The 24,338-nt window shown below is 74.0% G+C and carries 19 protein-coding genes; 6 read left to right on the top strand and 13 right to left on the bottom strand.

The features are described from left to right. Nucleotides 1-20 precede the first annotated feature (20 nt). Nucleotides 21-2,711, bottom strand: coding sequence for a phosphoenolpyruvate carboxylase (gene ppc / locus ACTWP5_RS15035; RefSeq protein WP_443221463.1), 2,691 nt, complete (start codon nucleotides 2,709-2,711; stop codon nucleotides 21-23). Between the two features lie 446 nt (nucleotides 2,712-3,157). Here ppc and ACTWP5_RS15030 point away from each other — a divergent pair, with 446 nt between their 5' ends. Both ACTWP5_RS15030 and ACTWP5_RS15025 read left to right on the top strand, forming a co-directional pair. Next, nucleotides 3,158-4,204 (top strand): acyl-CoA desaturase, encoded by a 1,047-nt coding sequence (locus ACTWP5_RS15030; protein ID WP_443221432.1) that lies wholly within the window; start codon nucleotides 3,158-3,160, stop codon nucleotides 4,202-4,204. Between the two features lie 286 nt (nucleotides 4,205-4,490). After that, a complete protein-coding gene (locus ACTWP5_RS15025; protein ID WP_443221431.1) occupies nucleotides 4,491-5,093 on the top strand; it encodes a TetR family transcriptional regulator in 603 nt (200 codons plus the stop codon). Between the two features lie 175 nt (nucleotides 5,094-5,268). Here ACTWP5_RS15025 and ACTWP5_RS15020 read toward each other — a convergent pair whose 3' ends face one another. The 3 genes from ACTWP5_RS15020 to ACTWP5_RS15010 form a co-directional block, all read right to left on the bottom strand. Then, nucleotides 5,269-5,661 (bottom strand): rodlin, encoded by a 393-nt coding sequence (locus ACTWP5_RS15020; protein WP_443221430.1) that lies wholly within the window; start codon nucleotides 5,659-5,661, stop codon nucleotides 5,269-5,271. Nucleotides 5,662-5,797: 136 nt separating this feature from the next. Beyond that, nucleotides 5,798-7,747, bottom strand: a complete 1,950-nt coding sequence (locus tag ACTWP5_RS15015; RefSeq protein ID WP_443221429.1) for a rhamnogalacturonan lyase — start codon at nucleotides 7,745-7,747, stop codon at nucleotides 5,798-5,800. Between the two features lie 120 nt (nucleotides 7,748-7,867). Beyond that, a complete protein-coding gene (locus ACTWP5_RS15010) occupies nucleotides 7,868-8,719 on the bottom strand; it encodes a trans-aconitate 2-methyltransferase (RefSeq protein WP_443221428.1) in 852 nt (283 codons plus the stop codon). An 85-nt stretch (nucleotides 8,720-8,804) separates the two neighbouring features. Between ACTWP5_RS15010 and ACTWP5_RS15005 the strand changes: the two genes are divergently transcribed. Then, a complete protein-coding gene (locus ACTWP5_RS15005) occupies nucleotides 8,805-9,302 on the top strand; it encodes a MarR family winged helix-turn-helix transcriptional regulator (RefSeq protein WP_443221462.1) in 498 nt (165 codons plus the stop codon). 94 nt (nucleotides 9,303-9,396) lie between these two features. Here the strand turns inward: ACTWP5_RS15005 and ACTWP5_RS15000 are convergent, their stop codons facing one another. The 6 genes from ACTWP5_RS15000 to ACTWP5_RS14975 all read right to left on the bottom strand — a co-directional run bounded on the left by ACTWP5_RS15000 (nucleotide 9,397) and on the right by ACTWP5_RS14975 (nucleotide 17,018). Then, nucleotides 9,397-11,076, bottom strand: a complete 1,680-nt coding sequence (locus ACTWP5_RS15000; protein WP_443221427.1) for an ABC-F family ATP-binding cassette domain-containing protein — start codon at nucleotides 11,074-11,076, stop codon at nucleotides 9,397-9,399. A gap of 347 nt (nucleotides 11,077-11,423) precedes the next feature. After that, entirely contained in the window at nucleotides 11,424-12,572 is a 1,149-nt protein-coding gene (locus ACTWP5_RS14995; protein ID WP_443221461.1) for a glycerate kinase family protein, read from the bottom strand. 170 nt (nucleotides 12,573-12,742) lie between these two features. Further along, nucleotides 12,743-14,161, bottom strand: a complete 1,419-nt coding sequence (locus tag ACTWP5_RS14990; protein ID WP_443221426.1) for an SLC13 family permease — start codon at nucleotides 14,159-14,161, stop codon at nucleotides 12,743-12,745. Between the two features lie 134 nt (nucleotides 14,162-14,295). Continuing rightward, a complete protein-coding gene (locus ACTWP5_RS14985) occupies nucleotides 14,296-14,976 on the bottom strand; it encodes a response regulator transcription factor (protein WP_443221425.1) in 681 nt (226 codons plus the stop codon). A 139-nt stretch (nucleotides 14,977-15,115) separates the two neighbouring features. Next, entirely contained in the window at nucleotides 15,116-16,711 is a 1,596-nt protein-coding gene (locus ACTWP5_RS14980) for a sensor histidine kinase (protein WP_443221424.1), read from the bottom strand. Then, nucleotides 16,641-17,018: a small secreted hydrophilic protein gene (locus ACTWP5_RS14975; RefSeq protein WP_443221423.1), complete on the bottom strand. Its 378-nt coding sequence runs from the start codon at nucleotides 17,016-17,018 to the stop codon at nucleotides 16,641-16,643. The genes ACTWP5_RS14980 and ACTWP5_RS14975 overlap by 71 nt, the downstream gene beginning before the upstream one ends. 243 nt (nucleotides 17,019-17,261) lie before the next feature. Between ACTWP5_RS14975 and ACTWP5_RS14970 the strand changes: the two genes are divergently transcribed. Next, on the top strand, nucleotides 17,262-18,080 hold the full coding sequence (locus ACTWP5_RS14970) for an SAM-dependent methyltransferase (RefSeq protein WP_443221422.1): 819 nt from the start codon (nucleotides 17,262-17,264) through the stop codon (nucleotides 18,078-18,080). Nucleotides 18,081-18,100: 20 nt separating this feature from the next. Here ACTWP5_RS14970 and bluB read toward each other — a convergent pair whose 3' ends face one another. Both bluB and ACTWP5_RS14960 read right to left on the bottom strand, forming a co-directional pair. Then, nucleotides 18,101-19,786, bottom strand: coding sequence for a 5,6-dimethylbenzimidazole synthase (gene bluB / locus ACTWP5_RS14965; RefSeq protein ID WP_443221421.1), 1,686 nt, complete (start codon nucleotides 19,784-19,786; stop codon nucleotides 18,101-18,103). Beyond that, on the bottom strand, nucleotides 19,783-20,439 hold the full coding sequence (locus ACTWP5_RS14960) for a UbiX family flavin prenyltransferase (protein WP_443221460.1): 657 nt from the start codon (nucleotides 20,437-20,439) through the stop codon (nucleotides 19,783-19,785). Before ACTWP5_RS14960 ends, bluB begins: the two co-directional genes overlap by 4 nt. 205 nt (nucleotides 20,440-20,644) lie before the next feature. Between ACTWP5_RS14960 and ACTWP5_RS14955 the strand changes: the two genes are divergently transcribed. Further along, nucleotides 20,645-21,373, top strand: a complete 729-nt coding sequence (locus tag ACTWP5_RS14955; RefSeq protein WP_443221420.1) for a RibD family protein — start codon at nucleotides 20,645-20,647, stop codon at nucleotides 21,371-21,373. Next, the gene (locus ACTWP5_RS14950) at nucleotides 21,360-21,830 is read left to right on the top strand and encodes a deaminase (protein WP_443221419.1); all 471 of its coding nucleotides are present in this window, start codon (nucleotides 21,360-21,362) and stop codon (nucleotides 21,828-21,830) included. Before ACTWP5_RS14955 ends, ACTWP5_RS14950 begins: the two co-directional genes overlap by 14 nt. A 172-nt stretch (nucleotides 21,831-22,002) precedes the next feature. On the opposite strand, the gene ACTWP5_RS14945 is transcribed toward ACTWP5_RS14950, so the two are convergent. Next, the gene (locus tag ACTWP5_RS14945; protein ID WP_443221418.1) at nucleotides 22,003-24,243 is read right to left on the bottom strand and encodes an MMPL family transporter; all 2,241 of its coding nucleotides are present in this window, start codon (nucleotides 24,241-24,243) and stop codon (nucleotides 22,003-22,005) included. Between the last annotated feature and the right edge of the window lie 95 nt (nucleotides 24,244-24,338).

Here is a 24,338-nt window from a genome sequence, read left to right as displayed (position 1 = left end):
CGCCCGCCGTCGCGAAGGGCTCAGCCCGTGTTGCGCAGGCCGGCCGCCACGCCGTTGACCGTCAGCAGCAGGGCGCGCGCCAGCAGCGGGTCGGGCTCCTCGCCGCGGGCGGCGGCCTCGCGCTGCCGGTGCAGCAGCGTGACCTGGAGGTAGGAGATCGGGTCGAGGTACGCGTCGCGGATGCGGAGCGTGCGCCGCAGCCCCGGGTTGGCATCCAGCAGCCGCTCCTCGCCGGTGATCCGCAGCACCTCCGCCACCGTCAGCTCGTGCTCGGTGACGATGGTGTCGAAGATGTGCCGAAGCTCATCCGGCACCAGCGTCTCCACGTAGTGCCGGGCGATGCGCAGGTCCGTCTTGGCGAGGGTCATCTCCACGTTGGACAGGAAGTTCCTGAAGAAGTGCCACTGCTCGAACGCCTCGGCCAGCACGGTGTCGAGGCCGGCCTCGCGCGCCGCGCGCAGCCCCGAGCCGACGCCGAACCAGCCGGGCACGATCTGCCGCGACTGGGTCCAGCCGAAGACCCACGGGATGGCCCGCAGCCCGTCCAGGCCCGCGCCGCTGTCGGGCCGCCGCGAGGGCCGCGAGCCCAGGTGCAGCTCCGCGAGCTGGTCCACGGGGGTGGAGGCGAAGAAGTACGCCGGCAGGTCCGGGTCGTCCACCAGCCGCCGGTACGCCGCGTGCGCCGCCTCCGAGACGGTGTCCATGGCCGCGTCCCAGCGGGCGAGCGCCTCCACCGACTGCCGCGGCGCGGTGTGCAGCGCGGACGCCTGGAGCGTGGCCGCGACGGTGAGCTCCAGGTTCTCCCTGGCCAGGGACGGCACCAGGTACTTGTCGGAGATGACCTCGCCCTGCTCGGTCACCTTGATCTCGCCCTCCAGCGTGCCCCACGGCTGGGCGAGGATCGCGTCGTGCGTGGGGCCGCCGCCGCGGCCGACCGTGCCGCCGCGGCCGTGGAAGAGCCGCAGCCGCACCCCGTGCCGGTGGGCCACGTCGCGCAGCCGCCGCTGGGCGCGGTGGATCTCCCACTGCGAGGTGGTGATGCCGCCGAACTTCGAGGAGTCGCTGTACCCGAGCATGACCTCCTGCGTGTCGTCCCGCAGCGCCACCAGGCGGCGGTAGGACGGGTCGGAGAGCATCTCGTCGAGCAGCTCGTCGGCGATGCGCAGCTCGTCGGTGGTCTCCAGCAGCGGGACGATGCCGATCTTCGCCCAGCCGCCGTGGAGGTCGATCAGCCCGGCCTCGCGGGCCAGCACGGCGGCGGCGAAGACGTCGTCGGCGCCCTGGCACATGGAGATGATGTACGACTCGATGACCTCGGGGCCGAAGGCCTCCAGCGCCCGACGGACCGTCTCGAAGACGCCGAGGGTGCGGGCCCCACCCTCGTCGAGCGGCGCCGGGGTGGGCGAGAGGGGACGGCGCGAGCGCAGCTCCTTGGCCAGCAGCTTCGTGCGGTACTCGCGCGGCATGTCCGCGTACCGCCAGGACTCCTCGCCGAGGCGGTCGAAGAGCTGGCCCAACGCGTGGTGGTGGGCGTCGGCGTGCTCGCGGACGTCCATCGTGGCGAGCTGGAGGCCGAACGCGGCGATGGTGCGCATCACCCGTTCGAGGCGGCCGTCGGCGACGAGGCCGCCCCGGTGCTCGCGCAGGCTGGACTGGACGAGGGCGAGGTCGGCCATGAGCCCGCTCGTGCCCAGGTAGTCCCGGCCGGGGGCGTGGGGGGTGCCGTCGGCGAGGCGGGCGCGCGTGTTGAGCAGCTTCTGGCGGATGCAGGTGACCTTCAGCCGGTAGGGCTCCTCCGCGTTGAGCCGCTTGTACCGGGGGGTGATCTCGGGGAGCTTGTCGAGATCGGCCTGGAGGGAGGCGAGCAGCTCCTCGCTGGCGCCGGAGTTGCGGATCGAGTTGGACAGGGCGCCGCGCAGCTCGTCGATGTGGCCGAGGGCTGACTCGATGCCGTGCTCGTGCTGGAGCAGCAGGACGTCCCAGGTGACGCCGGGCGTGACGTTGGGGTTGCCGTCGCGGTCGCCGCCGATCCAGGTGCCGAAGGTCAGCGGGCGGGAGCCGGGCGGCAGCGGCGAGCCGGCGCGCTGGAGCTCGTCCGCCAGGTCCTCCAGCACGTCCCCGACCGCGCCGGCGTGGAGCTCGTCGAGGTAGTACACCGCGTTCCTCGCCTCGTCGGCGGGCTCGGGGCGGGCGACGCGCAGCTCGTCGGTCTGCCAGATCAGGTCGATGTTCTCCGCCAGCCGCAGGTCGGTGCGGCGGCGGTCGGTGACGGCCTCGGGGTGGTCCAGCAGCTCGGCGATCTTGCGGAGCTTGGTGAGGACGGAGCGGCGGGCCGCCTCGGTGGGGTGGGCGGTGAAGACCGGGCGGACGCCCAGGTGGGAGACGGTCTGCCGCAGGTGGGCGGGGTCGGCGTCCTTCAGCATGTCGGCGGTGCGCGACAGCGCCCCGCCCTCGGCGGCGCGGCGCTCGCGCAGCGCGCGGCCACGGTGCACCTGCTCGGTGACGTTGGCGAGGTGGAAGTACGTCGAGAAGGCGCGGACGAGCTTCGCCGCGGTGACCAGGTCCGTCTCGGCCAACAGCGCGGCGGCGGCCTCCCCGTCGGAGCGGGTGAGGGCGCGGACCCGCTCGACGAGGTCGAGCAGCTCCGAGCCGTCCTGGCGGACGAGGGTCTCGCCGAGGAGGTCTCCGAGCCTGCGGATGTCGGCGCGCAGCGCGCTGCCGCCCCCGGGCGCCTCCTGGGCGGAGTCCGTGGAGGGGTCGTGGGACGTGCCACGGGGGGCCTTCTGGGAGGGATCCGGCCTGCTGTCGAGGTCGTGACTGCTCACGCTGCGGCTCCTCGCGCCTGGGTGTCAGGTGTCCGTCTTCGGTGGCTGACGCGGAGGGCACCGCGCAGGTCGTCGCGCGAGTCCCCGGACCGCGCCGCCCGCCGTCCCCATCGTAGTCACCGCAGACGACATCGGGCTGGGGCCCTTGTGACATCGGCGCGAACTGCGATACTTACGATGCCGTAGGTTACGGTCCCGTAGGTGGGCTGTGCCCTCCGCAGTCGAAGCCGCTGTCCCGTCCGTTCCGCATACCGCCCCCGCCGTCGTCGTCTCACATCGCTGCCTGACCGCTGCCAGCCACCTTTCCCCAACGGATCCGCGAGGAACCCTTCATGACCCCTAGCACGACCCGTAACCGTGACCTCCCTCCGCCCCCGCCACCCCTCACCGACGAGGTGGCGCCGCCGCCCTCGGCCACGTTGGGTGGTGAGGAACGGCGCTCGCTGGAGCAGATCACGCTGCTGCTCTTCATCGTCGTGCCGTTCGTCGCCCTGATCGCCGCCGTGCCGGCGGCCTGGGGCTGGGGCGTGAGCTGGCTGGACCTGGCGCTGCTGGTGACCTTCTACTACATCGGTTGCCACGGGGTGACGATCGGTTTCCACCGGTACTTCACGCACGGCGCGTTCAAGGCGAAGCGGCCGATGCGGATCGCGCTGGCGATCGCCGGTTCCCTGGCGATCGAGGGGCCGCTGGTGCGCTGGGTCGCCGACCACCGCAGGCACCACAAGCACTCCGACGCCGAGGGCGACCCGCACTCGCCGTGGCGGTACGGGGAGACGGTGCCCGCCCTGGTCAAGGGGCTGTTCTGGGCGCACATGGGGTGGATGTTCGACCGTGAGCAGACGCCGCAGCACAAGTACGCGCCGGACCTGATCAGGGACCCGGACATGCGGCGGATCTCGCGCCAGTTCGCGCTGTGGACGGTCGTGTCGCTGGCGGCCCCCGCCGTCATCGGCGGCCTGGTGACGCTCTCCTGGCAGGGCGCGCTGAGCGCCTTCTTCTGGGGCTCGCTGGTGCGGGTCGCGCTGCTGCACCACGTGACCTGGTCGATCAACTCCATCTGCCACGCGACGGGCAAGCAGCCGTTCAGGTCGCGCGACCGCTCCGGGAACGTGTGGTGGCTCGCGGTGCTCTCCTGCGGCGAGTCCTGGCACAACCTGCACCACGCCGACCCCACCTGCGCCCGGCACGGCGTGGACCGTTGGCAGCTGGACTCCAGCGCCCGGCTCATCCGGTGGTTCGAGAAGGCCGGCTGGGTGTACGACGTGCGGTGGCCCAAGCAGTCCCGGCTCGACGCCAAGCGCAGGGACGGCAGCGGACGTCAGGCGGGGGAGGACGAAAACCGGGAGGTGACCGCCACCGCCGGCGCGGCATCATAAGGACGTGGCGAGCGAGCGCAGGGGCGACGGCGAGAGTGAGAACGACGCGGCAGCGGTGACGCCGGCGGGGGTGACGGCGGGGGCGGGCAGCTCTCCACCGTCGCCGCCGCCCGGCGTCCCGCCCGGCCCGGGGCCCGGCGTCGCTGCCGGTACAGGCGCAGGTACGGGTGCCGGTGCCGGCTCCGGGCGGGGCACCCGTTCGAAACGCGCGGAGCGCGCGGCCCGCGCCAGCCGCGCCGGGGCACGCAACGGCACGCCCCGGGCCGCCCGGCGCGGGCGGCGGCGCATGACCGGCACCGAGCGCCGCGAGCAGCTGCTGGACATCGGCCGCACGCTCTTCGCCGAGCGCGGTTTCGACGGGACCTCGGTGGAGGAGATCGCGGCCAAGGCCGGCGTCTCCAAGCCGGTGGTCTACGAGCACTTCGGCGGCAAGGAGGGCCTGTACGCCGTCGTCGTGGACCGCGAGATGAAGCGGCTGCTGGACATGGTCACCGGGGCGCTGACCGCGGGCCACCCGCGGGAGCTGCTGGAGCAGGCGGCGTTCGCCCTGCTGGACTACATCGAGCAGCACACGGACGGCTTCCACATCCTGGTCCGGGACTCGCCGGTGGCGCAGACCACCGGCACCTTCGCGTCCCTCATCGGGGACATCGCCACCCAGGTCGAGGACATCCTGGGCCTGGAGTTCAAGGGCCGGGGGTACGACCCGAAGCTGGCCCCGCTGTACGCGCAGGCGCTGGTCGGGATGGTCGCGCTGACCGGCCAGTGGTGGCTGAACGTGCGCCGGCCGAAGAAGGCGGAGGTCGCCGCGCACCTGGTGAACCTCGCCTGGCACGGCCTCCAGGGCCTGGAGCACAACCCCCGGCTGGTCGGCCACCGCCGCACCTAGCCGGGCACGCCGCCACCCGGCACCGGGCACCGCGGGCCGACGTGGGCCGACGGGCTGCCGTGGGCCGACGGGCTCACGGGAACGCCGATGGCCCTCCTCCCCGGGCGTGCCGGGGAGGAGGGCCGGGCCGCGGAGCACCGGTCAGAAGGCCGAAGAACCCGGAGTCCGCCGGTTGTCAGTGCTTGGAGACACCGTTCTCGGACAGGACCGAGAGGTCGGAGAGGATGTGCGACAGCGGGGAGTCGCCCGAGGTCGCCGTCGAGTTGTCCGAGCAGCTGTTCTTCGGCTTGTTGTTGAGCAGGTCGTACACGCCGACGAGCTGGAGCACGCCCGCGTCGATGTCGTCCAGGCCCAGGCAGACGCGGTTCAGCGAGCCGTTGATCAGCGAGATGTTCGGGCTCATGTACCCACCGGTGGTGGTGTTGCCGATCGCTTCCTTGGCTCCGAGCGCGTTCTTCACGGCCTCTGTCTCGTCGCCACCGATGGCCAGGGCGGGGGTCGCCGCGACGCCGGTGACGCCGACGGCGGAGGCCGCGACGACGACCGTGGCAAGCGTCTTCTTGATCACTAGCTTGTCCTTCCGAGTGCTGGAGTGCCCTGTCAATGGAGCGACCTGCACAACGCGCCCCGGATGATTCGGTTGCCACCCTTCACCCGTTTTGACCAATGACGTTCCCCGATCAGGGGGTGAGCCGGCCCCCGTCTCAGGGAAGTGCCGTGGGCCTCGGTGCCGTGCCCATGCCCGCGCCGATGTAGAAGCTCGGGTGCGGCGGCTGGTTGTAGGCGGTGTTCTGCCAGGCCAGACCGGTGCGGTACTGGCGGTCCTGGAGCAGCGTGGTGATCCTGTACGACGTCTCGTGGGGCGTGGAGTAGATCCGCAGCGCCCGGTTGTCGCTGGTGCGCCAGACGACCTCCTCGCGCCAGTCGCCGAGGATGTCGCCCGACAGCGCCGGGGTGGCCTTGGTGCCGTTGTTGGAGGAGACTCCCGAGCCGGTCAGCAGGCGGGTCTCGCCGCCGGTGCCGTACTTGTCGACGCGGGTGTCGTCCAGCAGTTCGCGGCTCGGGTCGCCGTCCCACCAGGCGAGGAAGTTGACGCTGGAGGGCTCGCGGCCGACCGAGCCGCCGGCGAGGTTGCGCAGCGTGGTGTCGCTGGCGGACCAGAACTCGGCCCCCGCGTTCCCTGCGTGGACGTCGCCGGCCACGCCGCGGCCGTTGTCGGAGCCTGACCCGGTCCGCCAGACGACCGAGCCGTTGGCGGGGTCGATCCGCAGCGAGGAGGGCTGGCTGCTGGACTCGGAGACCTTGAAGTACTCCAGGCCGGCGTCGTTCGGGTCGAAGTCGCCGAGGTGCTGGGCGTCGCCGTGGCCGGTGCGGGTCGTCCACAGGCCCCAGCCGTTGTCGTCGACGGCCATGGAGCCGTAGACGATCTCGTCGCGGCCGTCCCCGTCGATGTCGCCGATCGACAGGCTGTGGCTGCCCTGGCCGTCGTAGCCGCGTCCGACGTTGGTGGAGCTGTTGGTGTCGAAGGTCCAGCGGCGGGTGAGCTGGCCGTCGCGGAAGTCCCAGGCGGCGATGACGGAGCGGGTGTAGTAGCCGCGGGCCATGATGATCGAGGGGCGCTGGCCGTCGAGGTAGGCGGTGCCGGCCAGGAAGCGGTCGACGCGGTTGCCGTAGTCGTCGCCCCAGCTGGAGACGTTGCCGCGGGCGGGGACGTAGTCGACGGTGTCGAGGGCCGCGCCGGTCTCGCCGTCGAAGACGGTGAGGAACTCGGGGCCGGACAGGACGTAGCCGCCGGAGTTGCGGTGGTCGGCGCCGGCGTCGCCGATGACGCGGCCGGTGCCGTCGACCGTGCCGTCGGCGGTCTTCACGGCGACCTCGGCGGAGCCGTCGCCGTCGTAGTCGAAGACCTGGAACTGCGTGTAGTGCGCGCCGGAGCGGATGTTGCGGCCGAGGTCGATGCGCCACAGGCGCTCGCCGGAGAGGGTGTAGGCGTCGAGGATGGTGTTGCCCGTGTGGCCGGACTGGGAGTTGTCCTTGGCGTTGCTCGGGTCCCACTTGAGGACGAACTCCAGCACGCCGTCGCCGTCGAGGTCCCCGACGGAGGCGTCGTTGGCGTTGTAGGTGTAGCTGGACCCTCCCCCAGAGGGGGTGCCCCCAACGCTGCCGCCGGGCGGCTGCTGGATGGGGACGTCGCGGTAGCCGGGGCGGAACTGGATGGCGTGCGGGGAGAACTCCTGCTCGACGCCGTTCACGACGGCCCGCACCCGGTAGTCGGCGCTGTTGGGGGCGCCGGCGTGGAAGTAGTTCGTGGAGCCGGTGACGGGCTGCTCGGTGACGCGGGTGTCGCCGCGGTAGACGTGGAAGGCCACGTTGTCGGGGTCGCTGGCGAGGTACCGCCAGCTGACGAGGTTGCCGCTGCCGTTGTGGACGCTGACGAGTCCGCGGTCGAGGCTCTCCAGCTGCTGGAGCGGGCGGACCGCGTCGCCGGCGCGGCTCGCGCCGTCCCGCGCGCCCTGGGCCGCGGTGGAGGTGGTCGAGGCGACGGTCAGTGCTGTGGCGGCGAGGACGCCGGCGAGTGCCGCTCCGATGAACGCTCGGGGGCGGCTCACACCGCGTCTGGGCCCGCGCTCGCGCGCGGTGGGCACCTGGGACACGATTCCTCCTCAGTTCGGACGGCGTTCGACGGCCGTCGGGGGCGCTGTGAGGTCGCCGCGAGGGAGGGAAAAGGTTGCCGGGTTGGGAGCCGGGCGCCGGGCGGTCCGCCGCGTGTGGGTCTACCGCTGGGCGACCACGAAGAGGCGACGGAAGGGGAGGACCGTGCCGTGGCTGCCGGAGGAGGGGTAGGCGGCGCGCAGGGCGTCGCGGTACTCGGAGAGGAAGGCCGCCCGCGCCTCCTCGTCGTCGCCGAGGGCGGTCAGCACGGGGCGCAGCGCGGTGCCCTTGACCCAGTCGAGCACCGGGTCCTCGCCCGGCAGCACGTGGAGGTACGTCGTCTCCCACACGTCGAGCGCGCAGCCGAGCGGCGCCAGGACCGCGAAGTACCCGGCCGGGGAGAGCACGGGCTCGTCGCTCCCGGTGCGCAGCACGCCGCCGAGCCGCGCGTGCCACCGGGGGCTTTCGGCCAACTCGGCGAGGAGGGTGTGGCTGGGGGCGGAGAAGTTGCCCGGCACCTGGAAGGCGAGGACGCCGCCGGGGGCCAGGCCCTCGACCCACGCGGGGAGGCGCGCGGCGTGGCCGGGGACCCACTGGAGGGCGGCGTTGGAGACGATCAGGTCGAACGAGGCGGGCTCGGGGGTCCAGTCGGCGAGGTCGGCGTGGGCGAAGTGGAGGCTGCCGCCGCCGGGGGTGGGCCCGGCGTGCTCGCCGGCCCGCGCGAGCATCTCGGGGGAGGAGTCGTACCCGGTGATGTGGGCCTTCGGCCAGTGCTCGGCGATCAGGAGGCTGGGAGCGCCGGGGCCGCAGCCGAGGTCGGCGACGCGGGGATCGCGCGCGGGCAGCGGCGGCACGCGGGCCAGCAGGTCGTGCAGGGGGCGGCTACGGTGTCCGCTGTGCCGCTGGTACTGCTCGGGGTCCCACCGGGTGGGGCGGGGCGGCCGGGGGCCGTGGGGGTCGCGGGGTGCGCGCATGACCGCATCGTGCCTCGCCGTTTCTCTTGATGTCAAGAGACTTCATATCGACACAACTACTAGACTGGCTCCCATGGAGGGCCCCATGGAGGACGAGGTGGACAGGCTGGTGGCGGCCTGGCGGCGGGAGCGGCCCGATCTCGACGTGGAGCCGCTGGAGGTGCTCAGCCGCGTCAGCCGGCTCGCCCGCCACCTCGACCGCGCCCGCCGCCTGGTCTTCGCCGAGCACCGGCTGGAGTCCTGGGAGTTCGACGTCCTCACCGCGCTGCGGCGCGCCGGCAGCCCGTACCAGCTCTCCCCCGGCCAGCTGCTCACCCAGACGCTCGTCACCTCGGGCACCATGACCAACCGCATCGACCGGCTCGCACGCGGCGGCCTCGTCGAGCGGCTCCCCGACCCGCACGACCGGCGCGGGGTCCTGGTCCGGCTGACGGCGGAGGGACGCCGCCGCGCGGACGACGCGCTGGCGGAGCTGCTCGTGCACGAGCGGGAGATCCTCGGCGACCTCACGACCGAGCAGCGCCGCCAGCTGGCCGCCCTGCTGCGCGCGCTGACCGCGCCGTTCGACAACACTCCGGTGTGACGGCCGGCCCGTGGGGGACCACGGGCCGGGCCCCCACGGGCCGGGCGCCCACGAGTGGGCCACCGTCACGGACGCGCCCCGGCGCTCCCGACCGTCAGCCGCCCGCCGGCGGTCCGCCCACCTCCAGACGCGGCCAGTCGGCGAGGTCCCGCAGCAGCTGCCGGTCGTGCGTCGCGACGACGACGGCGGCGCTCGTGTGGCGGAGCGCCTCGGTCAGCTCCTCGACCAGGGCCGACGACAGGTGGTTGGTCGGCTCGTCGAGCAGGACCAGCCCCGGGCGCCCCGCCAGGGCCAACGCCAGGTCCAGGCGCCGCAGCTGCCCCTGCGACATCCGCCCGACCGGGGTGCGCGTCGCCTCGGCGTCCAGCAGACCGAACGCGTCGAGCGGGAGGGCGTCGGCGTCGCGGAGCACCCCGCTGGCCACCAGCCGTCCCACGTGGCGGGCGTGGGTCTCACGCGCCGTGAGCGCGGGGTCCTGGTCGGCGGTCTCCTGCGTCACCCGGACGATCCGCGCTCCCGCCGCCGGCCGGACGTGCCCGTCCGTGGGCGGGAGCGCGCCAGCCAGCACGGCCAGCAGCGTGGACTTCCCGGCGCCGTTCGGCCCGGTGACCAGCAGCCGGTCGCCGCCGTCGAGGGTGAGGTCGACCGGGCCCGCCAGGCGCCCGGCGACGGCGACGCCGTGTGCCCGCACCTGCGGGGCGCCGGGCCGGACGCCCGGGTCGGGCCAGCGCGAGACCGGCGGGGGCGTGGGCACGTCGATCCGGTGCGCTTCGAGCTCCTCCTGCTGCCGCCGCAGGGCCTGCACGACGCCCGGTGCGCGGGACTGGCGCTGGTGCTTGCCGGTCCCCTTGTCCGGCCGCCAGCCGGTGGAGAGGCGGTCGCGGGCTCGCGACACCGCCTCCCGCAGCCGCCGGTGCTCGGCCTGCTGCTCCTCGTGGTCCCGCTCCCAGCGTTCGCGCTCGCGACGCCGCGCGAGCCGCCAGGCGTCGTAGCCGCCCGCGTACAGGCGCGGCCTGCCGTCGCGGGTCGGGTCGAGGTCCAGGAAACGGTTCGCGACGTCGCGCAGCAGCGCCCGGTCGTGGCTGACGAGGGCGAGGCCGCCGTCGTGCTCGCGCAGCCTGCGGGTCAGGAAGTCCAGCCCGCCGGCGTCGAGGTGGTTGGTGGGCTCGTCGAGCAGCAGGACGTCGTGCCGCGCGCCGAGCAGGCACGCCAGCCGGACCCGGTAACGCTGCCCGACCGACAGGGTCGACAGGGGCCGGTCGCGGTCGGTGCAGGCGCCGAGGGCCGCCAGGGCGACGTCGACGCGGCGTTCGGCGTCCCACGCGTCGAGCCGGGTGGCCGCCTCCAGCGCGGCGGCGTAGCGGCCGTCGGCGGCAGGGTCGCCCGCGGCCAGGGCGCCGGTCGCCTCGTCCAGGGCGGCGAGGGCCGCCAGCGACGCGGCCAGCGCCTCGGACGTCAGGCTGCCGACGGTCTCGCCCGCCCGCGCCGGCAGCTCCTGGCGGGCCAGGCCGATCGTGCCGGAGCGGTGGACCGTGCCCTGGTCGGGCGGGATCAGTCCGGCGAGGACGTGCAGCAGCGTCGTCTTGCCACGGCCGTTCTCGCCGACGACGGCGACCCGCGACCGTGCGGAGACGGTGACCGAGACGTCGTTCAGGACGCGCCGCGACCCACGGGTGACGGTGACGCCCTCGACTCGGACGTGGGCGCTGTCGCCCGCTTCCACGGGCAGGGACAGGGCGTCGGACGCGGGGGGCTGGAGGGGGGTGGGGTTCAACGGATGCTCCGCGGCTCGGGGTGGAGCCGGGCAGCGAGAAGCGGCCGCCCGGCGGGGACCGGGACGGCGAGCGCGGATTCAGAAGGGGTTCAGAGGGGAGAACGCGCCGCCGTCAGCGGGCGGAGCGGACCTTCTGCGACCAGATGCCTCGTGCCATGACGGCCATGCTAACGAACCGGGGCACGTGCGCGCGGTGCCCAGCCGGGCGGGCGGCGGGCGGCGAGGCCGCCGGTCACCGCGCCCGGCCCGCCCGGCCCGGCCGCGGCCGGGCGCGGTGACCGACGCCGGGAGCGGGCCGGGAGCGCGAGCGGGAGCACGGGCGGGAGCACGGGCGGGAACGTGGCGGCTCACGCGCGGGCGGCGGCCAGGCGGCTGCCCAGCAGCACCATGTGGAGCGCGCGCTCGGCCGCGTCGGCGAGGAACTCGTGGGCGCGGGCCAGGGCCTCGGGCAGCGCGACGGGCGCCGGCAGGATGCCGCTGTAGGCGTCGACGCCGATCAGCCGCGTCTCGTGGGCGCCCTCCCCGATCGTGCCGGCCAGCGCGAGCACCGGCACGCCCAGGGCCTTCGCGCGGCGCGCCACCTCGCCCGGCACCTTGCCGTTCGGCGTCTGCCGGTCCAGCGCCCCCTCGGCCGTGACGACGAGGTCGGCGCCCGCCAGCCGGGCGTCGAGGTCGAGGTGGTCCAGCAGCACGTCGAAGCGCGGCAGCAGCCGGGCGCCGAGCGCCGCCAGGCCGGCGCCGAGGCCGCCGGAGGCGCCCGTGCCGGGGTCGTTGCGCAGGTCGCCGAAGGCCGCCGCGCCCGGCACGTCGCGGACCAGCGACGCGGCCCAGCGCTCCAGGGCCGCCGACAGCTCCTCGACCTGGATCGGGGCGGCGCCCTTCTGCGGCCCGAAGACCCGGGCCACCCCCCGCGGGCCGCACAGCACGTTGAACGGGTTGCAGGCGACCAGCAGCTCCGTCTCGGCCAGCCGGGGGTCGAGCCCGGCGGGGTCGATCCGGTGCAGCCGGAGCAACGCGCGCCCGCCGTGCGGCAGCTCGCGCCCGTCGGCGTCGAGCAGCCGGGCGCCGAGCGCCCGCAGCGCGCCCGCGCCGCCGTCGGAGGTGCCGGAGTCGCCGCAGCCGACGAGGACGCGGCGGGCCCCGGCGTCCAACGCGGCGCGGATCAGCTCGCCGACGCCGTGGGTCGTGGTGAGGCCCGGGTCGCGGCGGTCGTGCGGCACCAGCGACAGGCCCGCCACCGCCGCCATCTCCACGACGGCCACCGGCCCGTCCGGCCCCGGCAGGAGCGCGAAGTGCGTCTCCACCGGGTCGCCAACGGGGCCGGTGGCCAGGCGGGGCAGGATCGTGCCGCCCGGCGTGAGGGCGGCCAGTGCCCTGGCCGTGCCCTCGCCGCCGTCCACCAGCGGCACCAGGTCGATCTCGGCGCCGGGCGCGGCACGCAGCAGGCCCTCGGCGATGGCCTCGGCGGCGTCGGAGGCGGACAGCGACTCCTTCATCCCACTGGGGGCGACGACGAATCGGTAGGGCGGGGTCGGCGGAATCACGGTGTCTCCTCGGTGCTCAGGCGCGGCGCGGTCGTACGGGGTCGGGGCGGGAGCCGGGGTCGGGCGGAGTCGGGGGTCGGAGGTCGGGGCGAGTCGGGGTCGGGGCGGGTCGGGCGGCGGGCCTAGGGCGCGACGCCGAGGAGCGGCCAGACGGCGAGGGCGAAGGCCAGGACGAGCCCGGCCGTCAGCGGCCCGAGCACCATCGACAGCCGCAGCAGGTCGGCGGGCGTGTAGGTGGGGGTGGGCGCCGGCACGTCGGAGAAGAGCGCCACCGGCTTCGCCGAGGCGGGCAGCGTGTGGCAGAAGCCCGCCGCCGCCGTGGAGGCGAGCGCCGCCGCGACGGGATCGACGCCCGCCGCCAGCGCCGAGGCCACCACCAGGGGCACCAGCACGCTGGAGCGGGCGGAACGCGACTGGAGTATCAGGTGGGCGGCGGTGCTGATCCCCACCACCACGAGGAGGAACACCCAGGCGGGGACGGCCTCGCCGATCGGCAGCCCGCCGACCAGCCAGTCGGCCGCGCCCGACTCCGCCAGCGCCACGCCCATCGCCATCGTCATCGCCATGAAGATCAGCAACGACCACGGCACGGTCGCCAGCGCGTCCTTCAGCCGGACCGTGCCCAGCGCCGGCGCCGTCGCCACCACGGCGCCGATGAGCGCGACGAGCGCGGGCGACACCCCGTGGATCGGCTCGCTGCACCACAGCGCCACCACCGTCGCCAGCAGCAGCCCGCAGCGCGTCTCGCCCTGCGTCAGCGGCCCCGTCACCCGCTGCTCGCTGTGGGCCTGGATGTCCTCCACCGTCACCCGCACCGGCCCCCTGCGGTCGGCGCGCCGGGTGGTGACCAGCAGCACCACCTCGGCGGCCAGGTGGGAGGAGACCACCGCCAGCGGCAGGCCGAGCAGCAGCCACTCGTGGAAGCCGATCCGCTCCCCCGTCGTCTCCCACAGCACGGAGACCGTGATCAGGTGCGCGCCCGCGCCGATCAGCGTCGCGACCGCCGACAGCAGGATGACGGTCGGAAAGAGGAGCGCGAGGGCGACGACGAGCCGCCTGCGGTCGGCCAGGGCCCGCGCCAGCGCCAGGAAGACGGGCAGCGCGAGGGCGGCCCGTCCCGACGTCGCCGGGATCGCGAAGGCGGTGACGACGAGCGCGGCGGTGGTGAGGTGGACCAACTGCCTGACCGTGCGGGCACCCGAGATCAGGAACGCGGCCGCCCGGCCGGCGAGCCCGCTGCGCGCGACGGCCGCCGCGAGGACGAACGCGCAGATCAGCAGCCAGACGGTGGGGTCACCGAGGGTGCCGAAGAGGGTCTCGGTGCTCGTCACGCCCGTGACGGTGAGGATCAGGCCGGCGCCGAGCGCCACGTAGGTGTCGTCGATCGGCGTCGCGATCCAGGCGCAGGTGGCCAGGGCGAAGACGACGAGCGTGACGCGGGCGTCCGCGCCGAGACCGTCGAAGTTGGTCGGCACCAGCAGCAGGCCGCAGACGCTCAGCGCCGCGCAGAGCACGACCGCCTGACGAGGAGTGAGTGTCACCTGGCCAGTCTGGAAACGGCGCGTGAGGCGACGATGAACCCACTATGAAGGCGGCCTCATCAAACATCCGAACCCCGAACAGCTGAGCGTACGAACCCTCGAACGCGTGACCAGGCCGGACACCCGGCGGGCGCTCAGGACGGCGCACGCGTCGACACGGCCAGGCGGTAGCCCATGCCGCGGGCGGTCTCCACCCGGGCGGCACCCAGCTTCTTGCGGAGCGCGCGCACGTACACGTCCACGATGTTCGAGCCGGGGTCGAAGTCGTAGCCCCACACGTGGGAGAGGATCTGCTCCCGCGACAGCACCTGCCCCGGGTGGCGCAGGAAGAACTCCAGCATCACGAACTCCCGCGCCGTCAGGTCCACCACCGTCGTGCCCGCCCGCGCCTGGCGGGTGCGCAGGTCCAGGCTGAGGTCCCCGCTGCGCAGCACCGTCACCTCCGGCGTGCGGGCGGCGGTGCGCAGCCGCAGCCGCACCCTGGCCAGCAACTCCTCGAAGCGGAACGGCTTGGTCATCCAGTCGTCCGCGCCGCCCTCCAGGCCCGCGACGGTGTCGCGGACGGAGTCGCGCGCGGTGAGGACGATCACGGGCGCCGTCACCCGGGACTCGCGCATCTCGCGCAGCACGGTGAAGCCGTCGCGGCCCGGCAGCCCGATGTCGAGGACGATCAGGTCGAACGAGCCGGTGCAGGCGTAGTCGAAGGCGGTGTCGCCGTCGGCGGCGACGGTGGTGACGAAGCCGTTGGCCCGCAGGCCCTTCTCGACGAAGGAGGCGATGCGCTCCTCGTCCTCGGCGATCAGGATGCGGTTCATGACCGGAGCTCTCCTCAACTCGACGGACTCTGCGGACTCGGCGGACTCTGCGGACTCGACGGATTCGACGGACTCGGCGGACTCTGTGGACTCGGAGAAACGAGACGACGCGACGGGCCCGGCCGCCGGCGGCTCGGGGTCAACGGTGTCTCGGCGCGGGCGGCGCGGGCGGCGGCACCCCCGGGACGACGAGGACGAAGGTGGCGCCGCCCCCCGGCGTGGGGCGCAGCTCGACGCGGCCGTGGTGGCCCTCGGCTATGGCCTTCACGATCGACAGGCCGAGGCCGGCCCCCCGCGTGACGCGCCCCGCCGTGCCGCCACGGCGGAAGCGTTCGAAGATGACGGGCGCGTCCTCGGGCGCGACGCCCGGCCCGGTGTCGGCCACGTAGAGCTCGACGGTCACGGGCGGTCCGTCGCCGTCCACGCCGCCCCCGCCCCCGAAGTGGCGCGAGCCGATCCTGACGGTCTGCCCCGGCGCGGTGTGCTCCACCGCGTTCTGCGCCAGCTGCACCATGGCCTGCGTGACGCGGTGCGCGTCCAGCGCCGCCTCGCACTCGGCGACCTCCGCGAGCTCCCAGTCGCGGTCCCCGAGCGCCCGCGCCTTCACGTAGACGTCGGCCGTGAGCTCGGCGAGCGGGGTGGGCGCGGGCTGCACGAAGTCGGGCCGTTCGGCCTTGGCCAGCAGGAGCAGGTCCTCCACGATGCGGCTCATGCGGTCGAGCTCGTCGGTGACCAGGCGGACGGTCTCGCGTCGCTCGGCCTCGCTCTCGGCGCTTGCGCCCGTGCTCATCAGCTCCAGGTGGCCGCGGACGATGGTGATGGGGGTGCGCAGCTCGTGGCCGGCGTCGTCGACGAAGCGACGCTGCGCGGTGAAGGCGTGTTCGAGGCGGTCGAGCATGGCGTTGAAGGTCTGGGCCAGCGCCGAGATGTCATCCCGGCCGCGGACCGGTATGCGACGGGTCAGGTCCTGCTCCGTGAGCTGGGCGGCGGTGAGGCGGACCAGGCGGACGGGGGCGAGGATGCCGCCGGCCATGACCCAGCCGACGGCGCAGGTCATGAGCAGGGCGATGCCGGAGATGACGACGAGCACGCCGACCACGTTCGCGACCTGGGAGCGTTCCCCGTCGGTGTGGAAGGCGACGATGAACATCGCCTCGGGATACGACCCCTGCGCGGTGATGGGAACCTTGGCCCAGCGGACCTCGCCGGACGCGCGGCGCAGGACGCCGGAGGAGGCCGGGTCGTCGGTGATCTGTCGGAGGGAGGCGTTGTCCTCGTGGAGCGGGAGGGGCGAGGGGATGTCGCGCCGCTGGCGCAGGACGGTGGTCCGCGGCGTGGTGCGCACGAAGCCCAGCAGCTCCTCCTCGGGGTCGGGGTACTGGCGCTCCAGGTGGAGCCGGAGGAGGCGGTCGGGGTCGGCGAACCGCTCGCCGGTGTCGGGGTCGCGGCCCCGCTCCACGAAGTTGGCGAACTCCGAGGTCTCCTGGGCGAGCAGCTGGGCGGTGCGCTCGTTGACGTCACGGAGGAGGATGGACCGCGTGGTGAGGACGACGGCGGCGAGGGCGACGGCCATGACGGCCACCAGCCACAGCAGGATGCGGAAGCGGGCCGAGATGCGGAATCCGCCCGCGCCCCCGGCCTCGGCCGCGTCCTCGGCGTGGGGGTCAGTCGTCCCCGTCGCCCCGGCCGTCGTCGTCGCCGGCGTCGTCGTCGGTGCCGTCTCCGTCGTCGTCATCGATGGATCCCTCGGTGGCGGAGGGAGGTGGGACGACCTCGTCGTGCGGCTGGTCCGGTGAGGTGGTGTCATCTGGGGTGCCGGGTTCGTCGGACTGGCTGGAATCGTCGGGCTGGGCGGACTGCTCGGGATCGGGGCCGGCCTCGCCCGTGGGTGCGGTGGTGGACGACCCCGTCTCGGAACCGTCCTCCTGGTCACCGATCTCCACCCCGGCGGGCACCTCGGGCTCCGCCGGTTCGTCGCTGAGGAGGTAGCTCGTTGTGGCGATGCCCACGGGTATCAGGACGACGGCCGCGAGGGTAGCCATGCGGTGCGAAAAGGTCATACGAACAAGCCTGCGGCGCGACGGCGTGGGACATCATGAAGAGAGGATGAAGGAGTTCTCATCTTCGGCGCCACAGAACGAGACAAGCCCGACCCAATCACCGCGCTTCCTCGTCGTGTCACGTGCGGTGATGTCCGCCGCAAACTGTGCTTTGATCGGACCCTCTTCGGTCGCCCGCCGACCGGAACAGACTGGAAATGAGCGAGGAGTGAGAGGTCAGCTCCCGTGGTGACACTGCACGGCAGGGCGCGTGAGATCGACAGCACGGTCTCCCATGTCGCCCGTATCTGGAACTACTGGCTCGGCGGCCGGGACAACTACGCCGTCGACCGCGAGGTCGGCGACCTCATCCTCGACGTACTCCCCGAGGTCGCCACCCTGGCCCGCACGTCGCGGGACTTCCTGGCCCGCTCCGTCCGCTTCATGGCGCGGGAGGCCGGCATCCGGCAGTTCCTCGACATCGGCACGGGGCTGCCCACCGCCGAGAACACGCACGAGATCGCGCAGCGCGTGGCGCCGGACGCCCGCGTGGTCTACGTGGACAACGACCCCCTGGTCCTGTCCTACGCCCGCGCCCTGCTGACCGGCACCCCCGAGGGCGTCACCGACTACATCGACGCCGACCTGCGCGATCCGGAGACGATCCTGCGCGAGGCCGCCCGCGTCATCGACTTCGACCAGCCCGTGGGCCTGGTCCTGATGGGTGTGATGGAGTTCATCCTCGACGACGACGAGGCGAACGCCATCATCGGCCGCCTGCTCGACGCCCTGCCCTCCGGCAGCTACCTGGCGCTGCACAGCGCGACGAACATCGTCCACGGCGAGGTCTCCGACAAGATCGCTCAACTGTGGAACGAACTCGGATCCTCGCCGCTGGTGCTGCGCAGCCCGGAAGTCATAACGGGCTTCTTCTCGTCACTGGAGCTCCTCGATCCCGGCGTCGTCACCGTCACCCACTGGCGGCCCGAGCCCGACCCGCTGTCCTCGACGGCGGAGCCACTGGCGGCGGTCGACTGTCTGGGGGGCGTCGGGCGCAAGCGCTGACGCCCCCTGCCTCTGCCTCCTCACACCGCGCCGTGGGACGCGAGGCTGAGCCGCTCGACCCGGGCCAGCGCCGCGACGGAGTGGCCGGCGTCGCCGCCTGCCTGCGGCGTCGCGTCACCGCGCAACGGCGGCGCCGTGAGCCCGCGCGGCGCCGGCGTGTCAGGCGTCGCCAGGAACACGCAGGCATCCACCGCGGTGGGCGCGAGCCGCTGGGCCAACAGCGCGGCGGCGTTGCCGAAGGGACCCGCCAGCACGACGGGAACCCGGTGGGCCGCGGCGGCCAACACGAAGCCCGCGGCGGCCGCCTCCTCCAGCGCGGCGGTCTCGGCGACCGCGGCCAGGGCGCGCGACAGCTCGGCGCCGTCCGTTCCCAGCAGGAGATCGACGAGCGCGACGGCCGCCTTCCTGTCCCCCGTTCCAGCGATGCCCGTGACCGTCAGACAGCGGGCGCCTCCGATGACCAGCTCACGGGCGGTCTCGATGCCCGCCTCGACCGCCGCGAGGGCGTCGTCCCCCGTCAGCGACCCGCTCGGCACCCCGTCCGTCGTCGCGGACGGCACCCGTCGGGGCGTGACGCCGACGGGCAACGGGCCCGTCACGCCGGTCGCCGTGCCGAGGTCCACCACGGCGAGTTCGGCCCCGGCGGCGAGGGACTGCCGGGCCAACGGGTCACGCCCGGTCGCGATCTCCGTGACACGCCGGGCGACGGCGGCGCCGCCCGCGTGGCGGGCCGTTTCGTCGTCGCCCGGTCCGGTGCGATCGCCGGGCTCCCCCGCCCGGTCACCGAAGTCGGTGACGTCTGCGGCGAAGACCGCCACCGCGGCCGGCGCCGCGGGCGGCGGTGGAAAGGAGCCGGCGAGCCGCGTCAGGCGTTCCGTCAGCTCCCTCTCGTGCGCGCCGAGCCCGCCCGCGACCGCCTCGGGCAGCGTCGGCGCGGCGCCCCGCTCCCCCGCCTCCTCGGCCGCCGCCGTGCGCTCGGCCACCGCCCCGACGATCTCCTCCAACAGCGTCCCGACCCGCTCCCCCGGCAGCCCCCGCCGGCCGTAGGTCTCGTGGTGGACGACCCACGACAGGGGGCGCCGCACGCCCCAGTTGGCCAGCTCCAGCTCGGCGGCGGGCGGGAAGCGCTCGACGTACCCCATGCACAGGTACGCCACGATGCTGAGGTGGTCGGGCAGCCCGAGCAGCCGGGCCAGGTGGCGTTCCTCGAAGAAGCCCATCATGTTGACGCCGATCCCCTCGGCGCGCGCCGCCAGCCAGATGTTCTGGACGGCGAGCGTCGCCGACTGCGCCGCCGCGTAGGGCTGCGTCCGCGCGCCCAGCACGTGCCGGCCGCCGCGCGAGGTGTCGGCGGTGACGACGAGGTTCACCGGCGCGTCGAGGATCGCCTCGATCTTGATCGTCATGAACTTCCTCGCGCGCGCCGCCGGCAGCGACTCGGCGTACTCACGCCGCCAGTGCAGCACGTGGTCGAGGATCCGGCGCCGCAGCTCGGTGGAGCGCAGCAGCACGAAGTCCCACGGCTGGACGAGGCCCACGCTGCCGGCCAGGTGGCCGGCGGACAGCACCCGGGTGAGCACCTCGTCCGGGATCGGGTCGGGACGGTACCCGTGCCGGACGTCGCGGCGCTCCCGCATCACCCGGTACACGGCCTCGCGTTCGGAGTCGGCGTACGCCATCGTCGTGGCCAGCGGCTCCTGAGTCACTCCTTCTCACCTGCCTCGTGTTCCCCACGGTGCGCGACGGGCAGCAGGCGGCTGGTTCCCCAACGCGTCGTCAGGTCGTTCTCTATGCTGAACTGGTCCATCACCCGTGCCGCGATGTGCCCGACGATGTCGTCGACGGTCCTCGGGTCGTTGTAGAAGGCGGGCATGGGGGGCACCATCGAGACGCCCATCTCGCTGAGGGTGAGCATGTTGCGCAGGTGGATGGTGCTGAGCGGTGTCTCCCGCGGCACCAGCACCAGCGGCCTGCGTTCCTTCATCGTCACGTCGGCCGCCCGCACGATCAACCGGTCCGCCAGGCCGTGGGCGATGGCCGCCAGAGTGTTCATGCTGCACGGGATGATCACCATGCCGTCCACGGGGAACGAGCCGCTGGAGATGGGCGCGGCCTGGTTGCTGTCACGGTAGGTGACGTCGGCGAGGGCACGCACGTCGGCCTGGGAGTACTCCGTCTCCATCCTGATCGTGCGCTCGGCCCACGCGCTGAGCACGAGGTGCGTCTCGACGCCGCGCACCCGCAGGGCCTCCAGCAGCCGGATACCCAGGATCGCCCCCGTGGCGCCCGTCATCCCCACCACCAGTCGTAACCGGCCGTTTCCCGCTCCGGGTCGACCGGCGGGCGCCCCGAGAGGCACCTGGTGGGCGGAGTCTGGTGTATCCGTGCTCACGCGCGGTTCGTTCCCTCTCTGTGGCCACACTCGGCGGTCCTCGCAGGTGTCTCGCGGGACCTGCGAATGGCCACAGAGTAGCTTTCGTTCCCGGGGACTTGTTTAACCTCGAACATCCAACGGGCCCGTCAGCGCCGCGGCCGGAAGCCGTGAACAGGGAGGATACGGACCCATGACCACCGAGCAGCCGGCCGCCGCGCCCCCCGTCGCACGCCCGTACGTCCTGCTGTCCTGCGCCGCCTCCCTCGACGGGCACATCGACGACGCCGGTCCCGAGCGGCTCGTCCTGTCCAACGAGGAGGACCTCGACCGGGTGGACGCCGTCCGCGCCACCTGTGACGCGATCCTCGTCGGGGCCACCACGGTGCGGCGGGACGATCCGCGGCTGCTGGTCCGCGACGAGGGCCGGCGGGCGGAGCGGGTGGCCGCGGGGCGGCCGGCCAACCCGGCCAAGGTCACCCTGTCGTCGAGCGGGCGGCTCGATCCGGGCGCGCGTTTCTTCACCACCGGAGGGCCGGTCGCCCGGCTCGTGTACTGCCCGACGAGCCGGGTGGCGACGGCCGCCGCGCGGCTCGGCGGCGTCGCCGAGGTCGTGGCGGCCGGCGATCCGCTGGACCTCGGGCGCGTGCTCGCCGACCTGGTGGGGCGCGGGGTGCGGCGGCTGATGGTGGAGGGCGGCGGCGGCGTCCACACGCAGTTCCTGGCGGCGGGGCTGGTCGACGAGATCCACCTGGTCCTCGCCCCGTTCCTCGTCGGCCAGGCCGACGCGCCGCGCTTCGTGCGGCCCGCCGCGTTCCCGCAGGGCCCGGCGCGGCCGATGCGGCTGGTGGAGACCAGGACGATGGGCGACTGCGTGCTGCTGCGCTACCGGCCGCAGACTGGACACCGTGACCGTGACTGACGCCGCTGCCCGGGCCGCCGCCGACCGCCGCTGGCTTGAGGAGGCCGTCGAGCTGTCGAGGGCCTGCCCGCCCTCCGCCACCGCGTTCTCCGTCGGGGCCGTGGTCGTCGGCGACGACGGCGGGGTGCTGGCCACCGGGTACTCCCGCGAGGGCCACCCCCACGACCACGCCGAGGAGGCGGCCCTGGCCAAGCTCGCCCCCGACGACCCCCGCCTGCGGCGCGCCACGCTCTACAGCTCGCTGGAGCCGTGCAGCACCCGCGCCTCACGCCCGGCCAGCTGCACGCGGCTGATCCTCGACGCGGGCGTGCCGACCGTCGTCTTCGCGTGGCGGGAGCCCGCGCTGTTCGTCGACTGCGACGGCGCGGAACGGCTGCGCGCGGCCGGCGTGACGGTGCGGGAGGTTCCCGAGCTCGCCGGCCTCGTGCGGGAGGTCAACGCCCACCTGCTCGCGTGAGGCGGACCGCCGTCCGGACCGGCCGTCCGTGCCGCCGTCCGGGCCGCCGGCCGGACCGCCGTGCCGACCCCGTCGCGGCCCACCGGCCGGGGACGGTCGAAGCGAGGGGCCCCGCGCCGGTGGACGGCGGCGGGGCCCCTCGCGTCGGTGCCGGCTCGGCCGGCGTGGCGGGTCAGCGGTGGGTGGGTGCGGGCGCGGGGCGCGGGTCCGTTGTGAGGGCGGGCGCGGGGCCGGGCACCGGGGCGGAGTCCTCCGGCCGCCGGCGGCCACCCGCCGTGGTGCCGCCACGCCGCGACCACGTGCGGTCGCCCAGCAGGGCCAGCACCGAGGGCAGCAGCACCATGCGGACCAGGGTGGCGTCCACCAGCACGGCCACGGCCAGGCCGACGCCCATCTGCTGCATGTCCTGCATCTGGAGCAGCGCGAAGACCGAGAAGACCGCCACCATGATCGCGGCGGCGCCGGTCACCGGGCCCGCCGTGGTGCGGATGCCGTCCGCGATGGCCTCCTTCGCGGACAGGCCGGCCAGGCGGGCCTCGCGGATGCGGGAGACCACGAAGACGTGGTAGTCCATCGACAGCCCGAAGAGGATCACCAGCACGAACAGCGGCATCCACGCCTCGATCGCGCCGGCCGGCTCCATGCCGAGCGTCTCCGCGCCCCAGCCGTGCTGGAAGACGGCCGTCATCACGCCGTAGGCGGCGCCGACCGAGAGCAGGTTGAGGACGATCGAGACGACGGCGAGCGGGAGGGAGCGGAAGGCCAGCAGCATCAGCACGAAGGTGATGCCGGCGATGTAGAGGAAGACCGGCAGGATGTCGCGGGAGAGCTGGTCGGTGAAGTCGACGGACTGGGCGAGCGCCCCGCCGACGTACGCCTGGCCGTCGGCCGCGACGGGTTCGAGGTGGTGCGGGACGAGCTCCTCGCGCAGCGTGTCCAGGGCGTCCCGGGCCTGTTCGTCGCCGTCGGGAAGGGGCACCTCGACGCGGGCGACGCCGGCGGACTCGTGGTAGGTGACGCCGCTCGCGCCCGCCGCCTCCTCGAAGTCGGCGACGGCGGAGCGGAAGGCCGGGGCCGTCACGTCGCCGCCGTCCGCGACGACGACGACCTCGGCCGGGTCGGGGCCGCCGGGGAAGGTCCCGGTGATCTCGGTGTAGGCGATGGTGAGGTCGGACTCGGAGCCGAACTGCTTCTCCAGGCCCAGCTCCTCGGTCTTCATGGTCAGCGCGGGGGCGGCGAGGACCAGCAGGACCGCGCCGGCCAGGACCGTGAAGAGGGCGGGGGCGGCGAGGACCGGACGGACCAGGCGACCGCTGACGCCGCCGCGACCGCGGCGCGCGGCGCCCCGACGACGGCGGCCCGGCAGCGGCAGGCGGCCGGCCTCGACCCGGTCGCCGAGCCAGGAGAGCGTCGCGGGCAGCACGGTGACCGAGCCGAGCATGGCCATCAGCACCACGAGGATGGTGGCGATCGCGAAGCCGTGGAAGAGCAGCAGCCCCGACAGGAACATGCCGGACATGGCGAGCATGACCGTGAGGCCGGAGACGAGGACGGCCCGGCCGCTGGTCTCGGCGGCGATGCGCAGCGCGGTCTCCGCGTCGTGGCCGGCGGCCCGCTCGTCCCGCTCACGGCGCAGGTAGAACAGGCAGTAGTCGACGCCGACGGCGAGGCCGACGAGGAACATCACGGAGTTGGTGGTCTCGAACATCGGGACCTGGTGGCTGGCGAGGGCCAGCAGGCCGAAGGTGCCCACGCAGGCCGTCAGCGCGAGGAAGACGGGCAGCAGCGCGGCGACGAGGGCGCCGAAGACGACGAGCAGGATGCCGAGGGCGAGCGGCACGGCCGTCATCTCCGCCGTCCTGAAGTCCTCGCTGAGCAGGTCGCCGACGGCCTTGTCGCCGCTGGCGTCGCCGAACTGGAAGGCTTCCAGACCCGCGTCGCGGTGTGCCTCCTCGACCGAGGTGACGGCGTCCATGACGGGCTCGACGCGGTCCATGGCGGTGTCGGACTCGCCCACCATGTCGAAGGCGACCAGCGCCTCGCGGCCGGTGTCGGACCTGACGGGCTCGGCGAGGTTGGTCACCTCGCCCGTCGCGGCCAGGGCGTCGGCGAGCTCGGTGGCGGCCTGGCGCCAGCCGTCGGGCTCCGTGCTGCGGAGCATCACCAGCTCGCCCGCGGGAGACGTGATGCCGGCGTCCTCGAGGATCTCGCCGGCGCGGCGGGAGTCGCCGCTGCCGCTCTCGGCGTCGGTCATCTCGGTGAAGCCGGACGCGCCGCCGACCGTGGCGACGAGCACGACGAACAGAAGCCATCCGAGGATCGCGGTCTTCCGGTGTCGGGTACTCCAGCCGCCGAGGCGGGCGGCCACGCCCCGGGGGCGGGGAGTGGGGGTCGGGGTATGCGTCGTGGTCATACCAAGGACGCTAGAAACCGGCGCTCTCCCGCCCCAGCCGGTCAGACACCCGCACGAGGTGGTGCTGGGTACACCCCGTGACGTTCCTCCCGCAC

Source organism: Streptomyces sp. 4N509B (assembly GCF_052245655.1).
Lineage (GTDB): Bacteria > Actinomycetota > Actinomycetes > Streptomycetales > Streptomycetaceae > Streptomyces.
Note: the sequence above shows the minus strand (reverse complement) of the source record. Positions and strands in the feature narration are given on the sequence as shown.

What these genes read in the sequence shown, in the direction of transcription:
- ACTWP5_RS15030 (WP_443221432.1), top strand. Translation starts at nt 3,158, where the DNA reads ATGACCCCTAGCACGACCCGTAACCGTGACCTCCCTCCGCCCCCGCCA.
- ACTWP5_RS15025 (WP_443221431.1), top strand. Translation starts at nt 4,491, where the DNA reads ATGACCGGCACCGAGCGCCGCGAGCAGCTGCTGGACATCGGCCGCACG.
- ACTWP5_RS15010 (WP_443221428.1), bottom strand. Translation starts at nt 8,719, where the DNA reads ATGCGCGCACCCCGCGACCCCCACGGCCCCCGGCCGCCCCGCCCCACC.
- ACTWP5_RS15005 (WP_443221462.1), top strand. Translation starts at nt 8,805, where the DNA reads ATGGAGGACGAGGTGGACAGGCTGGTGGCGGCCTGGCGGCGGGAGCGG.
- ACTWP5_RS14995 (WP_443221461.1), bottom strand. Translation starts at nt 12,572, where the DNA reads ATGAAGGAGTCGCTGTCCGCCTCCGACGCCGCCGAGGCCATCGCCGAG.
- ACTWP5_RS14985 (WP_443221425.1), bottom strand. Translation starts at nt 14,976, where the DNA reads ATGAACCGCATCCTGATCGCCGAGGACGAGGAGCGCATCGCCTCCTTC.
- ACTWP5_RS14980 (WP_443221424.1), bottom strand. Translation starts at nt 16,711, where the DNA reads ATGACGACGACGGAGACGGCACCGACGACGACGCCGGCGACGACGACG.
- ACTWP5_RS14975 (WP_443221423.1), bottom strand. Translation starts at nt 17,018, where the DNA reads ATGGCTACCCTCGCGGCCGTCGTCCTGATACCCGTGGGCATCGCCACA.
- ACTWP5_RS14955 (WP_443221420.1), top strand. Translation starts at nt 20,645, where the DNA reads ATGACCACCGAGCAGCCGGCCGCCGCGCCCCCCGTCGCACGCCCGTAC.
- ACTWP5_RS14945 (WP_443221418.1), bottom strand. Translation starts at nt 24,243, where the DNA reads ATGACCACGACGCATACCCCGACCCCCACTCCCCGCCCCCGGGGCGTG.